Below are 15,287 nucleotides of genomic sequence, written 5' to 3'. Positions count from 1 at the left end.
AAGGGCGGGGGGCGAAGGGGCGGGGCGGGGGACGGGTTGGCGGGAGATGGGTGTGTCCGGCCTGGCCCCGCGGTGCGGGGTCAGGCCGGACACGTCGGTGTTCGCGGTTAGAGGCTGATGCTCCAACCATTGAGGGTTCCGGTGTCACCGGGTCCGTAGTCGTACATGTAGAGCTGCCAGGTTCCAGATGCCGGAGAGCTGACACCCGGGACTTCGAAAGTCATCGGGCCGTTCCACGGCGTGCACTGATACTGACCGGTTCCTTGGCGTTTGACTACATATGTCTGGCCGTTCGGTGAAGCGAGCCAGACCGCGACGTCCTCCGCGCAGGTGTGCCGCGCGTCGATCGACAGCGACACCTCGGTCGCCGCCGGACCCTCGATGTCGACCCTCAGCGGGCTGACGGTCCACGTGTAGTCGCGAATCGGGTAGTCGGTTTCGCTGGTCGCGGTCCGACCGCCCTGCTTCTTGGTCACCGTGAGGGTGTAGGTGGCCGTCCGGGTGACCGAGCCCTTGCCGGTGACCGTCACCGTGTAGTCGCCTTCCGGCGTACCGTCGGTGGTGGACACGTTCAGGGTCGCCGTGGCGCCCGCCTTCACCTCGCCCGGGTTGACCGTGACGGTCGGCCCGTTCGGCGACACGGTCGCGGACAGCGCCACCTGCTGCGCCGTCCCGGCCGTGAGAGCCGTGCGAACCGTGGCGGTCGTCGACTTGCCGGCCTCGACCGTCCCGTTGGACGGGTCGACCGAAACCGAGAAGTCGTTCGTGCCGTCGCCCTGCACCCGCAGGGTGAAGTTCGCGGTGTGCGTGGCGGACTTGCCGGTACCGGTGACCTTCACCGTGTAGTCGCCGGGCTGGGTGTCCGCAGTCGTGGCGACCGTCATCGTCGACCTGCCGCCGGCCTGGATGGACGCCGGGCTGAAGGTCACCTTCGGCCCGCCGGGGGTCACCGTCGCCGTGAGGTCGATCGCCTGGGCAGCGCCCTCGGTGACCGCCGTGGTGATGGTGGACGTGGCCGCCTCGCCCGGTTTGACGGACGCGTTCGTCGGGTCGGCCGTCATGGAGAAGTCGTCAGCGGGTGCCGACTGGTTCACGGACGTCTTCCACAGCGCCCACGCGATGGCGTCCGCGTTGCGGTCGAGCGCGGTCGTGTTGACGTTGCTCGGGTAGCTGTCGCAGGACTGGTGGTAGCAGGGGTCGAACGCCCGTCCGGCCGTGCCGCCCCACTTCTGCGCCTGCGCGGACGACTTGGTCGCCGACGCGCCGGTCGACAGGAACGAGGTGGCGATCCCGGCGTTGCGGAACGGGCCGTCGTCGCTGCAGCATTCGCCCATCTCGTCCGGGACGACGCCGATGGAGTCGAAGTATCCCTTCAGGTTCGAGGACAGTTGCGAGTTGAGGTTGTCGATGAAGTAGCCCGCGTTCGTGGACCCGACCATGTCGAAGTTGAAGTAACCCTTGATCTTCGACCGTTCGGTCGCCGAGAGGCGGCCGACGTAGAACTCCGAGCCGTTGAGGCCCTGCTCCTCGTCCGTCCACCAGGCGAACCGGACCTGGTTGAGCATGGTCGGCTTGGACTGCGCCAGCGTGAGCGCGGTCTCCAGCAGCGCCGCCGAACCGGTGCCGTTGTCGTTGATGCCGGGGCCGCCCCGGACACCGTCGAGGTGGGCGCCGAACATGTAGACGTTGTTGGCGTTGCCGCCCGGCCAGTCGGCGATCAGGTTGGGGCCTGCGCCGGCGGTGCAGCCGGACGTGCACGCCTGCCGGGTCACGGTGAACCCGGCGGCCTTCAGCTTCTGCTCCACGTACGCGACCGAGGCCGTGTAACCGCCGCCCGCGGCGTAACGCGTGCCGCCGTTCTGCTGGGCGATGGTCTGGAACTGCTGGAGGTGCGCCTTGACGTTCTCGACGTTGACGTTCGGCGGGTTGTTGGGCCCGGGTCCGTCACCGCCCTGGACGTTGAGCGCGTACGTGGCGGTGCGGGTGGCGGTGGCGCCCTTGCCGGTCACGGTGACGGTGACGGGACCGGTCCGTGCCGTGTCGTCCGCCGTGATGGTGAGCGTCGAGGTGTTGCCGGACGGAACGCGCGCCGGGCTGAAGCTCGCGGTCACGCCGCTGCCCGCCGGGGACACGCTCGCGGACAGGTCCACCGGCTCGGAGGAGCCGCCGGAGACGGTCGTGGAGACCGTCGCCTGAACCGAAGCGCCCGCCTTGACGGTGCCCGAGGACGGCGACACCGACATCGAGAAGTCGTTCCCGGTCGGTGTGCAGGTCGGCTCACCGGTCTGCTTGGGCATCGTGACGGCGTCCCAAGCGTCCTTGACCTTGCTGTACCAGTTGCAGGTCGGGTCGAGGTTCTTCGCCGCCTGCAAGGTCAGCACCCGGTAGCGGGCGTAGTTGGTGCCCGACGTCTTCAGCATCATCGCGTTGTAGAAGATCTTCGCCGCGTTCATGATGCCGATGCCGGTCACCGAGGACGGGCCGCCCGAGCAGATCGGGCTGGTCGGCTTGCCGCCGCCCGGGTTGTTGCCCTCGGCCAGCAGGTAGAACCAGTGGTTCCCCGGACCCGCCGCCTTGTGCACCTCCATGCTCGGCACCGAGCTGGAGTAGCAGTTCGGGTCGCTGTTGACCTGCGACGGGTTGTACATGTTGCGGATCGGGCCGCGACCGACGAGGTTGACCTCCTCGCCGACCGTGTAGTCGGGCCGGTCCGTCGGGTTGTTCAGGAAGTGCTCGACCGCGGCGCCCCAGACGTCACCGACGAACTCCTGCGTGTTGCCGCCGGAGATGCCGCCGGGGGTGTAGCTGTCGAGGCCGTGCCCGAACTCGTGCGCGACCACGTCGGTGGACGTGATCCACTGGTTCTGCTGGTTGTGACCGAACGTCGCGCGCCCGCTCTGCCAGTAGGCGTTGACCTCGTTGAGACCCACGTAGGCCGGAGCCCACCGGCCGCCGTTGAGGCCGGTGCGTCCGAAGGACTTCAGCAGGTCCCACTGGCCGGCGCCCGCGTACATGACGTCGACGCAGCCGGCTTCCCTGCTGGTCTTGGACGTGCTGCCCCACACGTCGTCCGGACCGGAGAAGATACGGCTGCCGCTGTAGTCGGCGCAGGACAGACCAGGACGCTCCGGGTCCTGCATCGTGTACTGCCCGCCGGACTGGGTCGTTCCAATCGTGAGGTTGGAACCTTCCCAGATGCCGGTGCCGGTGCCCGCGACGACCTGTTCCTGCTCGTCGAACCGTTTGCCGGTCAGGGCGTCGACGTACACCTTCTTCAGGCTGGGGTGGCCGTCGTCCCGGCCGGTGACCGTGGTCTCCCAGGCCAGCCTCGGCTTCTGCAACGCGTGCACGACGAGCTTCTGGTCCGTCGTCTTGTCCGGCTTGGACAGCGCCGCCCGCGACGTCTTCGCCGCCGCCTCCTTGCCGATCTTCGGCTGGACGCCGATGTTGACCGGCTGCTTCTGCGCGACATTCAGGTTGCGCACATGACCCTGATCGTCCGTGGCGACCACGAAGTCACCGCCGACGACGGGCAGGCCCCGGTACGTCCGCTCGTAGGCGACGTAGTTCAACCGCCACGGTGTGCCGACGACCTGCGTCCGAACGTAGTTGTCGCCCTTGCTCGGGTGCAGTTCGGCGACGCGTCCGGCGATGAGCCGTTCGGCGGAGACCACCGCGGCGGTCTTCGGATCGGGGCTTGACCCTTGTGCGCTCGGTTCCGCTCGAAGGGCCAGCGGTACAAGACCGCCGGCCGCGAGCGCGGCGACCAATGAGGTCACCAAAAGGGGTTTGCGTTTCACTTTCCGCTTGCCTCCACTGAGGGGGGTGGGACCGCCGCGTGGGGGGACGAGGCGGCCGCACGGCACGACGTCGCCGTCCACCGCCGGGGCGGGGACACGCCTGCTTGGGGCAGCCCGGCACTCAGTGAGGGGCAGGGAGCGTTCGGGCAGGGAGCAGGTGATCTCGGGGGGCGGGGCGCTGGGCAGATGGACGGTTTGTCATGCCTTGCGGAAATGAGGGTGACATCTGCATATCGGTTGCGGGGCCTGCCACTTGGGCATAGCTTCACGGCTATGCAGGTGGAACTGCGGCATTTACGAGTGTTGAGCCAGCTCGCCGAGACTGGCAGCATCACGCGCGCCGCCGCCAGCCTGGGCGTTTCCCAGCCCACGCTCAGCAACCAGCTCCGCCGAATCGAGAAGGCGTTCGGCGGGCAACTGTTCGTCCGCGGACCGCACGGCATCACCCCCACCGCGCTGGGCCGGTACGTCCTGGCGCGGGCCCGGGGCGTGCTCGCCGACATGGACGACCTGCTCGCCACCGTCCCCGGAAACGGCGCCCGCACCGGCATCCGGCTCGGCACCCACCCGCACATCCTGCTGGGCGAATGGCTCCGGCTCCTCGAAACCGAGCTGCCGTACCGCACGGTCGACACGAGCCTGGACTACTCCGGCGCCGTCCTGACCCACTTCCTCGCCAACGACCAGGTCGACGTGGTGTTCATGGGACGCGTCACCGACCACCACGCCCCGCCGCTCCCGTCCGGCACCACCGAGCGGGTCGTCACCATCGAGCCCTGCGGCATCGCGATGGCGTCCACCCATCCGCTCGCGTCCCGGGGCCGCGTCAGCCTGACCGACCTCGCGGGCGAGACCTGGATCCCCCCGCAGGGCGGCGACGACGGCGGCACCGCCATGCTCCGCGCCGCCTGCGAGGCCGCAGGGTTCACGCCCCGGTTCCGTTACGCGGAGGTCGACTTCAACAGCATGGTCGGGTTCGTCGCCGCCGGGTTCGCGATCACGCTGGCGTCCCCGACCTGGGTGCCCGGCGACGGCGTCACCGTCGTCGCGCTCAGCAGCCACGCCACCGACTGCTACCGCGTCCTGCGCTGGCGCACCGCCACCATGCCGACCAGCGAGATCGACATCCTGCACCGCACCTACCACAAGCTGTACCGGTCCATCGTCCAGCGCAACACCGCGGCACTGCGCTGGCTGGCCGACAACCCCGACTCCCGCCCCCGCCTCCTCGACGTCCCGACCGGCTGACGCCGACCGACCGAGGCGGCCGCGCATCCACGTCGCTCACTGGCGCGAATAGAGGGGCGAGCAAACCGCTCATGCCCCCAGGGAGGGACAGATGAAACTCTTTTCGCGCACGGTGGCCGTGGCCTCGCTCGCGGCCCTCGGCACGCTGACGACCGTCCCCGCGATGGCGTCGACGGGCCTCGCCACCCCGACGCAGTGCAGCATCAGCACGAGCGGCAGCATCGCGTCGAGCGACTGCCTCGGCGGTACCGGCGAACACCGGATCGTCTGCCTGTTCGTTCACCACATCCCGGGTGTGGGGCTCATCGAGAGCTACGGACCGTGGAAGCCGGTCGGTGCCACGTCCAGCACCTACTGCCCCCCGGACAGGGTCCGGGGCACCCGCGTCGAAGTCCGCTGACAGGGAGGGCATATGAGGTTCTTCTCGCGCAAGACCGCCGTGGCCTCGCTGGCGACCCTCGGTGCGCTGACCGCCGTTCCCGCGATGGCGACACCTGCCTCGGCCACCCCGACGCAGTGCAGCATCAGCGTGAACTTCAGCAACACGTCGAGCAACTGCCTCGGCGGTACCGGAGAGCACCGCATCGTCTGCTTCTACACCCACCACATCCCAGGTGTGGGGACCATCATCGGCCGCGGACCGTGGCAGCCGGTGGGGGCCACATCCACCACCTACTGCCCCCAAGACAGGGTCACCAACACCTTCGTCGAAGTCCGCTGACCCCGCCCCGGCCCGCCGACGACCACCGCCGTCGGCGGGCCGCCGCTAAGACGCGTCGAGGGACCGGTTCCGGCTGGACGAAGCACAAAACCACCAGATCAACGCAGCACTCAAGACCGGGCATCGGCCGTTCTCTCCAGCCGACCCGGTCGTGCGCCGGGCGCGGCTTCTCGGTGCACGGTTCTGTATGGCGGACGCGCTGGGCCGACCTGCGGCTGGGGCTACCGCCCACGGTGGTGGGGTTCGTGGCGGCGGTCCAGTTCCTCCTGGAGGATGGGGACGCCGACTTCCAGGGTCTGGATGCCGATGGTGCTGGCGATTTCCAGGACGGTGGCTATCTCGTCGGGGGTTGCGCCATGAGTGATGGCGTTGGCTATGTGGACCTTGAGGCCGTCGGTGAACATGTGGGTCGCCGAGGCGTCGATCGCTATGTAGATCAGCTCCTTGACCTTGGGCTGTAGGGCGTTTCTGGTCCAAGGGATCGCGGAGAAGTTCAGGTAGGCGGCGAAGAAGGCGGGGGCGCGTTGGAGGACGTCCTCCCAGGACTCGTCCCAGTAGCCCCGGCGCTCGATGAACTCGGCTTTGATCGCCTCGCGGTCGGGGGCGTCCGCGTCGGACGGGGGTGGTAGGGCGCGGAGGAGGGGGAAGCCGGTGGACGCGGCGTGGATGCCCAGGACGGAGACCAGTTGGAACGTCTCCATGATCTCTTCTCGGGTCGCGCCGTGGTCCAGGGCGGCGCGGACATGGCGGCGGACGGCGGGCTCGTGCAGGTGTGTGACGGCGGAGTTGACGGCCAGGGCGACCAGTTCGCGGGTCTTCGCGTCGAGGGCGGTGGTGTGAGCGGCGTCGACCAGGTCGGCGCAGGCGGCGAAGAAGTCCGGGTCGAGGGCGCGGAGCGCGTCGAGGCCGTGGGACGTCATCGCTGCTCGACGAAGCCGAAGAAGGGGAGGGTTCTGGTCGCCAGGTAGTACTCGCCGTGGGGCTTCGGCCATTGGGTGACGTTCCGGCCCGACTCGGCGTGGTAGTAGTTCGTGCAGTTCGCCTCCATCGCCGACGTGTGCTTGACGATCTGGGCGTCGACCCACCGGACCCAGCGGTCGGTGGCGGTCGGGCGGGTGTCGACGGCGCGGAGGCGCTTGCGGCGCATTCGGGCGACCGTGCGCGCGGCGACCTCGGCCTGGCGTTCCAACTGGGCGATGACGGAGAAGCCGCCGTTGGTGTTGGGGCCGTACAGCATGAAGAAGTTCGGGTAGCCGGGAACGGTGATGCCGAGGAAGGCCTTCGGGTCGTTCTTCCATGTGTCGTGGATGGAGACGCCGCCTGTGCCGCGCACGTCCAGGGAGGCGAGGAACTTCGTGGCGTGGAAACCGGTGGCCATGACCAAGACGTCGATGTCGCGTTCTGTTTCGGTGGCGTCCACGATGCCGGTGGGGGTCATGCGGGTGACCGCGTGTGGGACGAGTTCGACGTTCGGGCGGTTCAGCGCCGGATAGAACCCGGTCGCGAGGACGGGACGCTTGCAACCCCAGGGATAGTCGGGGGTCAGTTTGGTGCGCAGTTCCGGGTCCTGGATGGTTTCACGGATGTAGTCGCGGCAGGCTTGGAGGTTCTGCTGCTGTCGCTTTCCGTGCAGGTCGTAGCCCTTGTACAGGACGCGGAACTGGTAGAAGAGGCGCAGCCGCCGCAGTTTCTGCGTGAATGGGAAGCGCTGAAAGATCATGCGTTCGCGGGGGGTGTAGTCGCGTTCGCCCTTCGGGAGGATCCAGCCGGGTTGCCGTTGGAAGACGTAGAGCTTCTCCACCTTTTCGGCGATGGCCGGGACGATCTGGGTGGCGGTGGAGCCGGTTCCGACGACCGCGACCCGCTTGCCGGTCAAGTCGTGTTCGGTTTCCCAGCGGGCGGTGTGGAACTTCGGGCCCTGGAAGTCGTCCAGGCCGGGCCAGTCGGGGTAGCGAGGCTGGTTGAGCAGGCCGAGGCAACTGATGACGACGTCGAAGTGTTCGACTTCGCCGCCCGCCAGGCGCAGGTCGTAGCGGGACTTCTCGGCGTCCCAGGTGGCCGATTCGACGCGGACGCCGAAGCGGCAGTGGCGGCGCACGTCGAAACGGTCGACGACGTGTTCGGCGTACCGCTGGAGTTCCTCCTGACCGGCGTGGGTGCGCGTCCAGTCGTAGGTGAGGAAGGAGAAGGAGTAGGCGTGGGACGCGATGTCGACCTCGCAGCCGGGATACCGGTTGTCCCACCAGGTGCCGCCGGGGCCGTCCGACTGCTCGAAGACCGTGAAATGGTGCAGGCCCTTCTTCTTCAGTTTCACGGCCGCGGCGATCCCGCCGAAACCGCAGCCGATGATCGCGACCCTGGGCCCTCGCGTTCGCCTCATAGGGAAATCAGTCTCTCCATCGCTCGCACGCCGAACGTGAGAGCGTCCACCGGGACGCGTTCGTCGACGCCGTGGAACATCGCCGGATAGTCGTAGTCCGGTGGGAGCAGCATCGGCGTGAACCCGTAGGTCTCCATGCCGAGGGTCCGGAACCATTTGTTGTCGGTGCCGCCGCTGAACACGAACGGCGCGACGGCGCAGCCGGGGCTTTCCTGCCGGAGCGCCTCGGTGAGCAGGCCGAACCATTCGCTTTCGTGGTCGGACAGGACGGACGGGCTGCGCCGCAGCAGCGACACCTCGGTCCCGTCGCCGAAACCGGACGTCATGTGCTCGTCCACCTCGTCCTCGTGCCCGGGAACGAAACGGCAGTCGAACCGCGCCCACGCCTCCCCGGGAATGACGTTCTCCTTGTATCCGGCGCCGACCCGGGTCACGTTGACCGTGGTCTGGACCCCTGCGGCGAACATTCGACCGAACGGCCCGGTCTGATTGGCGAGGACGTCCGCGACCTCGTCGGGGTCGGTGACGGGACGTCCCGCGACCCGCGACGCGAGCACCCGCATCGGCTCGATGACCGTGTACGGACGGTCGGGCGACACGAGCCGCAGCGTTGTCTCCGCGAGACGCGGGATCGGGTTGTCGCGCGGGATCATGCTGCCGTGCCCGGCGACGCCCCTCTCCAGCACCTCGTACCAGCGCAGGCCCTTGTCGGCGACCGACACGACGAACAGCGGCCCGCCCTCGATGGGCAGGTTGAAACCGCCGACCTCGCCGATCGCCGCCGCGCACCCCTCGAACAGGTCGGGGTGCTCGGTCACCAGGTGCCCGGCGCCGAGCTTCCCGCCCGTCTCCTCGTCGGCGAGGAACGCCAGCACGAGATCGCGGCGGGGACGGCGGCCCGCGGCGAGGGCGCCACCGACCGCGGCGAGGGTCATCGCGACCGCGTTCTTCATGTCGACGGCGCCGCGACCCCAGACGTGGCCGTCGGCGATGTCGCCGCTGTGCGGGTGCCGCGACCAGGCGGACGCGTCGGCGGGAACCGTGTCGAGATGCCCCTGAACGAGCAGCGCGGGCGCGTCCGGGTCGGTGCCGGACACCCGGGTGACGACGTTGGTGCGTCCCGGCTCCGCCTCGATGATCTGCGGTTGCAGGCCCATGTCGGTCAGCAGCGAGGCGACGTATTCGGCCGCCTTCCGTTCGGTCCCGCCGGGGTTGGTCGTGTCGAACCTGATGAGGTCCGAGCAGATCTCCTCGACGGGCGCGAACGGGCTAGGCATCCGAGCCGCCCAGGGTGAGGGCCGCGACGGCGTAGGTCCGGACGGCGGTCAGGTAGTCGGCGACCGCGACCCATTCGTCGTCCCAGTAGCAGTCCATCGACCCGGGACCGTAGGTGACGGCCTTGATGCCCGACTCCCAGAAGATCGGGGTGTCCGGCCACGCGGGGTGCACGTCGTGGGCGGCGTCCTCGCCGGTGCTGTGGTGGTGCGCGGCGGCGACGTCGGCGAGGAGCCGCTCACCGGACGGCACCCGAAGCGAACTGCGCGGGTTCTTCAGGCAGGTCGCCTCCAAGCCAACGTCCACGGGAAACTCGCCGAGCCGGTCGACGGCACGTTCCACGGCGGCGCGCACGTCCCGCAGCACGTCGTCCTGCGTCTGCGTCGCCGGGAACCGAAAGTCGAAGGTGATCTCGCATCGTTCCGGGACGAGGTTGTGCGCCACCCCGCCGGAGATCTGCGCCACGTTGCAGATCTTCACATCGTCGAGGGGTTCGCCGTCCGGGCCGGTGATCGGCATCGCGAGGACCTCGCGGACGATGTCGGCGGCGCGGGCGACGGCGTTCACCCCGATGTCCAGGGCGGTGGTGTGCGCGGCCCGGCCCCGCACGGTGACCGTGACATAGGCGATGCCGCGCTGGCCGGTGAGGACCTTCAGATCGCTCGGCTCGCAGTTGATCGCGTAAGCGCCGCGCAGCCCGTCGCGCAGCGCCTGCCGGGTGCCCTCGCCGCCCTCGAAGTGGTTGGGGACGGCGAGGACGACGACATCGCGCGGCAGCGGCACCCCGGACCGGGCGAGCATCGCCGCCGCCATCGTCATCGCGGCCGTGCCGGCCTTCATGTCGGCGACGCCGACGCCGTAGATGCGGCCGTCGTCGATGTCGCCGCCGAACGGGTCGCGCACCCACGACTGCGACGGCGGATACACCTCCATATGCCCGTTGAAAATCAGCGCCTTGTCGGGGTCTCCGGCGTCGGCGCGGGCCAGGACGTTCGGCATCCCGTCGGTGCCGGAGCCGGGCAGCTCCACCGCGAGGCCCGCGTCGGCGAGCGGTGCCGCGAGGTGCTCCGCCGCCGCCGTCAGCGACGGGCCGTCGCCCCACACGCTGGGGATCCGGAGGAAGTCCTGGAGGAACGTGACGAGTTCCGTCTCGTTCCGGTCGATGAGGTCGAGTACGCGAGCCGCGTGGTCGTGTGTCGCTACCGTTGCCATGCCTGTCGTCCTTCGTTCGCGGCGCCGCCCAGCTCCGGCCACACGCCGGACGGGCCGAACACCTGTGCGTGGAACCGTTCGCCGATGCGGCGGTATCCGTCCGCGTTCGGGTGGAGGCCGTCGTAGAGGTCGTTCGCGTCGTCGGGGCCGAACAACGCCCGGCCGTCGAGATACCGCAGGTACGGGTCGCCGTGCGCCACCCGGGTCGCGACGATTTCCTCGATGAGCGTGCGGATCCGGTCGAGGGTCAGTCCGCCGGGGTCGCCGGTCGCGTGGTAGCGACCGGTGTCGTCCTGGACGGTCGGTCCGGCGCGGTCCTCGGCGGTCGGGCAGATGATCGGTGACACGACGAGCAGCGGGGTGCGGGGGTGGCCGTCGCGGACCGTGTCGAGGAACCCGTGCAGCGCCGGGACGAACGTGCGTTCCGTGAGCGAGGCGAGGTTCTGCACATTGATGCCGACCTTGAGGGTGATCACGTCGGCGGGCTGGTCGCGGATCGTCCGGGCCGCGAACTGGTCGAGATGACAGTTCCCGGCGAACGCCAGCGACGTCAGGTCGAGCCCGGCGCGGCGCGCCACCCATGTCGGCCACGCGTCGGTCGGGGTCCCCGCCTCCGCGCAGTGGCTGATGGAGCTGCCGTAGTGCACCCAGCGGCGGCCGGGGAGACGGCCGGGCGCGACGATGCCGTCCGCGCGCAGTTCCCGAAGTTCCACGATGGCGGCCTGCGGCAGCCAGATCTCGACGTCCTTCCAGGAGTTGCCGAGCCCGTCGAAGCGGATCGTCTCCGGCTCGCCGTGTTCGGTCTCGACGACCTGACCGGCGCGGACGACGCTGATATCGCCGCCGACCACCTCACGGGAGATGACGTTGGTCCAGCTCGCCACCGCGTCGAACGCGACGGGGAACAGCGGGAAGTAGGCGTTGCGGAACCGGGTGACGAAGACGTCCAGCTCGATGGTGTCGGCCTCGGTGCGGAACACCAGCCGCACCCCGGCCGGTCGCGGCACCATCAACCGCATGTAGGAGTCGGTGATCTGGGGGCGGGTCCAGGCGGGCAGCCGTCTCGGGATGAGCCCGGTGGGGGTGTGCTCCACGTCGAGGGCGCCCGCGATGGTGACCGGGCCGCCCGCGAGGTCGACTTTCAGCACGGTGCTTGCTCCCTTTCAGGTGGGACGGGACAGGCGACGCGGCTCCTCGGCGAGCCAGCGCTCCAGCAGGTGGTCGTGCTCGCCGGGCGCGGGCGCCGGACGGAACTCCTGGACCGTTCCCGTCGTCTGCAGACCGCCCGCGAGGGTGCGGAAACCGTCCGGCTCGTCCCGTACCAGGTCGCGGGCCAGCGTGTGCGGATGCGACAGCGCCTCCCGGACGCCGAGGACCGGGCCGCACGGCACCCCCGCCTCGCCCAACCGGGTCAGCGCCTCCTCGCGGGTCAGGTCGGCGAGCGCCTCCTCCACGTCGCGGCACAGCTCCCCGCGGTTGCGGCCACGGTCGGCGTCGGACCCGTACCGTTCGTCGGTGAGCCAGCCGGGACGGTCCAGGACGTCCGCGAGCCGCGCGAACAACGCGTCGCTCGCGACGGCGATCGCGACCGGTCCGTCCTTCGCGGCGAACGTGCCGTAGGGGGCGCTGATCGCGTGATGTCCCCCGGCGGGACGGATGTCCTCGTCGGTGTGCAGCGCACGCATCGCCACCGACTCCAGGATCGACACCAGCCCGTCGAACATCGACAGATCGATGTGCTGCCCGCGTCCGGTGTGTTCCCGCTGGTACAGCGCCGACATCACGGCCACCGCCGCGTACAGCGCGGGCACGATGTCGCCGATGCTGACGCCGACGCGGACGCCGGGCCCGCCGTCGGGGCCGGTCACCGACATCAGCCCCGACATCGCCTGGACGATCAGGTCGTAGGCGGGCCGGTCGGCGAGCGGTCCCGTGCGCCCGAAGCCGCTGATGCTGACCGCGACCAGGCCCGGGTTGAGGCGGAGCAGCTCGTCCGGTGGGAACCCGAGCCGGTCGATGACCCCGGGCCGGAAGTTCTCCACCAGGACGTCGGCGCGCTCGACGAGCCGGGTGAACCGGTCACGGTCGGACGGGTCCTTCAGGTCGAGGGTGATGCCGTACTTGTTGCGGTTCAGGAGGCGGTGGAAGGTGCTGTCGCCGTCCACGAACGGGCCGAACAGGCGGGCGTCGTCACCCGCGGGCGACTCGACCTTGATGACCTCCGCGCCGAGGTCGGCGAAGATCCGGGCGCACAGCGGGCCGGACAGGACACGGCTCAGGTCCAGGACGCGAACGCCGTCGAGGGCCCCGGCGGTCATCCGAACCACCGCAGGCCGCTGGCGCGGACGGCGTCGGCGGCGGTGTCGTAACCAGCGTCCGCGTACCGCATGATCCCGATACCGGTGTCGGCGGTCAGCGCGGCGGTGATCCTCTCATCGGCCGCCGCGGTGCCGTCCGCGACGAGCGTGATCCCGGCGCTCTGCATGTAGCCCGCGTAGCCGCCGCCCCCGGCGTGGATCGCCACGAGGTCGGCGCCCGAACCGGCGTTGAGCAGGGCGTTCAGCAGCGGCCAGTCGGACACGGCATCCGAGCCGTCCGGCATGTTCTCCGTCTCCCGCAGCGGCTGCGACACCCCGCCCGCGTCGAGATGGTCGCGGGTGAACGCGACCGGGCCGCGCAGCTCGCCCGCGCGGACGGCCTCGTTGACGAGAAGCGCGAGCTTCGTCCGCTCGCCGTGCGCGAGCCACGAGATCCGCGACGGCAGCCCGGCCTGCCGCACGTACTGCTGCGCCGTCGGGATCCACCGCTGCACGAGCGGGTTGTCCGGGAACTCGCGGACGACAAGGTCGTCGATGACGTCGATGTCGGCCTGCTCCCCGGACGACGCCACCCACCGGAACGGTCCGATGCCCCGGCAGAACAGCGGCCGGATGTACTTCTCGATGAAGATCGGAATGCGGAACGCGTCGACACCGTTCTCCGCCGCCTGCGCCCGCAGGTTGTTGCCGTACTCGAACGCGACCGAGCCCGCGTCCTGCCAGGCGAGCATGCACTCCACATGCGTCGCGATGGACGCGCGGGCGCGCCGCGTCAGCTCGTCGGGGTCGCTGTCGCGCAGGGCCGCGGCGTCGGCAGGCGTCATCCCGGACGGCACATACCCGTACATCAGGTCGTGCGCCGCCGTCTGGTCGGTGACGACGTCCGGGACGATGCCGCGTTCGCGCAGCGCCGGGAGGACGTCGGCGGCGTTGCCGAGCAGCCCGATCGACGCGGCCGTCTTGGACGCGACGGCCTCGTTCGCCCACGCGATCGCCTCGTCGAGCGACTCGGTGCCGCGTTCGAGATAGCCGCTGTCGATGCGCCGCCTGATCCGGTCGGCGTCCACCTCCACGCACAGGGCGACACCGCCCGCCATGACCGTGGCCAGCGGCTGCGCGCCGCCCATGCCGCCGAGCCCCGCCGTCACGACGAGCCGTCCGGCCAGGTCGCCGTCGAAGTGCGCGTCGGCGACGGCCGTGAGCGTCTGGTAGGTGCCCTGGACGATGCCCTGCGACCCGATGTACTGCCAGTCGCCCGCCGTGTACCCGCCCCACGCGATCAGGCCGCGCCGTTCGAGTTCGTAGAAGTGCTCGCTGGTCGCCCACCGGCCGACGAGGTTGCTGTTGGCCATCACGACCAGCGGCGCCCGCGTCCCGGTCGGGAACACCCCGATCGGTTTGCCGGACTGGACGACGAGCGTCTCGTGCTCCTCCAGCGTCGACAGCGCCTCGGTCAGCACCTTCAGCGCCGCGTGGTCGCGGGCGGCCTTCGCCAGGCCCGCGTAGACGATGAGGTCGTCGGGTCGTTCCGCGTGGGTGAGGGTGTTTTCCAACATCCGCAGGAGCGTCTCCTGCCGTGGGCCACGGCAGCGCAGCTCCCGTCCGGCGACGTCGGCGATCACCATGAGGGTCCCCTTTCCGCCCGCCTCGGGTCAGGCGGAGTGTTCAGCCCGGGTGACGCCCCTCGTGGTCGCCCGGAAGGCCCGTCCGCCCCAGCGCGCCGCGGACACCCGTCTCGCGGACATCGCGCCAGAACGACAGGCACGCCTCTTCGATGCGGACGCCGAGGACGAGCGGCGCCACCCGTTTCTCCAGATCGGGGACGGTGACCAGCCGTTCCAGCATCTTCTGGAACTCGTCCAGCCGGCCCTGGTGGTAGCGCAGCTGCGCGTCGGCGAGCCGCTCCACCGTCCCCTCGTCGCCGAGTTCGCTGAAGAACAGCTTCAGCTCGGCCTCGTTGCGGACCTGGAACATCTCGGTGTCCGGGTCCCGGAGCCATTCGCGCAGCGCCTCGCGCCCCTCCGGGGTGAGCGAGTACGTCCGGCGACGGCGCCCCTCGGTCTCGGTCGACTCCTCCAACAGCCCCGCCTCCGCCAGCCGTTTCGGCTCCACATAGAGCTGGCTGTGGGGGAAGGGCCAGAAGTAGCCGATCGAGCGTTCGACGGCACGTTTGAGCTGATACGACGAGCTCGGGCCGCGCAGGCCGATCAGCCCCAGCACGAGGTAGGAGCTGGCCGAGAGGTTGATCGCCATGTTGCGAACTGTACCATCCATTCTGGACGGTCATAAGAGCGGCCTCCTCTCACCTACGGACGGACACGGACGAACGGAGG

12 protein-coding genes are annotated in these 15,287 nt (G+C 69.8%); 3 read left to right on the top strand and 9 right to left on the bottom strand.

Annotated elements, in window-relative coordinates; all coding sequences use genetic code 11:
- Positions 1-107: 107 nt before the first annotated feature.
- Positions 108-3,674: a M20/M25/M40 family metallo-hydrolase gene (locus BZB76_RS02050; protein ID WP_246006703.1), complete on the bottom strand. Its 3,567-nt coding sequence runs from the start codon at positions 3,672-3,674 to the stop codon at positions 108-110.
- A gap of 399 nt (positions 3,675-4,073) precedes the next feature.
- Here BZB76_RS02050 and BZB76_RS02045 point away from each other — a divergent pair, with 399 nt between their 5' ends.
- The 3 genes from BZB76_RS02045 (at position 4,074) to BZB76_RS02035 (ending at position 5,769) form a co-directional block, all read left to right on the top strand.
- Positions 4,074-5,048: a LysR family transcriptional regulator gene (locus BZB76_RS02045; RefSeq protein WP_170180476.1), complete on the top strand. Its 975-nt coding sequence runs from the start codon at positions 4,074-4,076 to the stop codon at positions 5,046-5,048.
- Positions 5,049-5,139: 91 nt separating this feature from the next.
- Positions 5,140-5,448 carry a hypothetical protein gene (locus BZB76_RS02040; RefSeq protein WP_147449281.1) on the top strand — a complete coding sequence of 103 codons (309 nt, stop codon included), beginning with the start codon at positions 5,140-5,142 and terminating at the stop codon, positions 5,446-5,448.
- Positions 5,449-5,460: 12 nt separating this feature from the next.
- Positions 5,461-5,769, top strand: a complete 309-nt coding sequence (locus BZB76_RS02035; RefSeq protein WP_121432582.1) for a hypothetical protein — start codon at positions 5,461-5,463, stop codon at positions 5,767-5,769.
- 221 nt (positions 5,770-5,990) lie between these two features.
- On the opposite strand, the gene BZB76_RS34500 is transcribed toward BZB76_RS02035, so the two are convergent.
- From BZB76_RS34500 to BZB76_RS01990, 8 genes are read right to left on the bottom strand one after another with little or no spacing between them, the layout of a single operon-like run.
- Entirely contained in the window at positions 5,991-6,689 is a 699-nt protein-coding gene (locus BZB76_RS34500) for a carboxymuconolactone decarboxylase family protein (protein WP_170180475.1), read from the bottom strand.
- Positions 6,686-8,149, bottom strand: coding sequence for a flavin-containing monooxygenase (locus BZB76_RS02020; RefSeq protein WP_121432580.1), 1,464 nt, complete (start codon positions 8,147-8,149; stop codon positions 6,686-6,688). The genes BZB76_RS34500 and BZB76_RS02020 overlap by 4 nt, the downstream gene beginning before the upstream one ends.
- The gene (locus tag BZB76_RS02015) at positions 8,146-9,426 is read right to left on the bottom strand and encodes a M20/M25/M40 family metallo-hydrolase (protein ID WP_121432579.1); all 1,281 of its coding nucleotides are present in this window, start codon (positions 9,424-9,426) and stop codon (positions 8,146-8,148) included. The genes BZB76_RS02020 and BZB76_RS02015 overlap by 4 nt, the downstream gene beginning before the upstream one ends.
- A complete protein-coding gene (locus BZB76_RS02010) occupies positions 9,419-10,636 on the bottom strand; it encodes a M20 family metallopeptidase (protein WP_121432578.1) in 1,218 nt (405 codons plus the stop codon). The genes BZB76_RS02015 and BZB76_RS02010 overlap by 8 nt, the downstream gene beginning before the upstream one ends.
- Positions 10,624-11,784 carry a GDSL-type esterase/lipase family protein gene (locus BZB76_RS02005; protein ID WP_121432577.1) on the bottom strand — a complete coding sequence of 387 codons (1,161 nt, stop codon included), beginning with the start codon at positions 11,782-11,784 and terminating at the stop codon, positions 10,624-10,626. Before BZB76_RS02005 ends, BZB76_RS02010 begins: the two co-directional genes overlap by 13 nt.
- Before the next feature lie 15 nt (positions 11,785-11,799).
- Positions 11,800-12,954 (bottom strand): CaiB/BaiF CoA transferase family protein, encoded by a 1,155-nt coding sequence (locus BZB76_RS02000; RefSeq protein WP_121432576.1) that lies wholly within the window; start codon positions 12,952-12,954, stop codon positions 11,800-11,802.
- Positions 12,951-14,579, bottom strand: a complete 1,629-nt coding sequence (locus BZB76_RS01995) for a urocanate hydratase (protein ID WP_121432575.1) — start codon at positions 14,577-14,579, stop codon at positions 12,951-12,953. The genes BZB76_RS02000 and BZB76_RS01995 overlap by 4 nt, the downstream gene beginning before the upstream one ends.
- Before the next feature lie 40 nt (positions 14,580-14,619).
- Positions 14,620-15,207, bottom strand: coding sequence for a PadR family transcriptional regulator (locus tag BZB76_RS01990; RefSeq protein WP_211342778.1), 588 nt, complete (start codon positions 15,205-15,207; stop codon positions 14,620-14,622).
- Positions 15,208-15,287: the final 80 nt, after the last annotated feature.

It is taken from the genome of Actinomadura pelletieri DSM 43383, assembly GCF_003634705.1.
In the GTDB taxonomy this organism is placed as follows: Bacteria; Actinomycetota; Actinomycetes; order Streptosporangiales; family Streptosporangiaceae; genus Spirillospora; species Spirillospora pelletieri.
The sequence above is the reverse complement of the archived record's forward strand: the minus strand, read 5'-3'. Positions and strand labels throughout refer to the sequence as shown.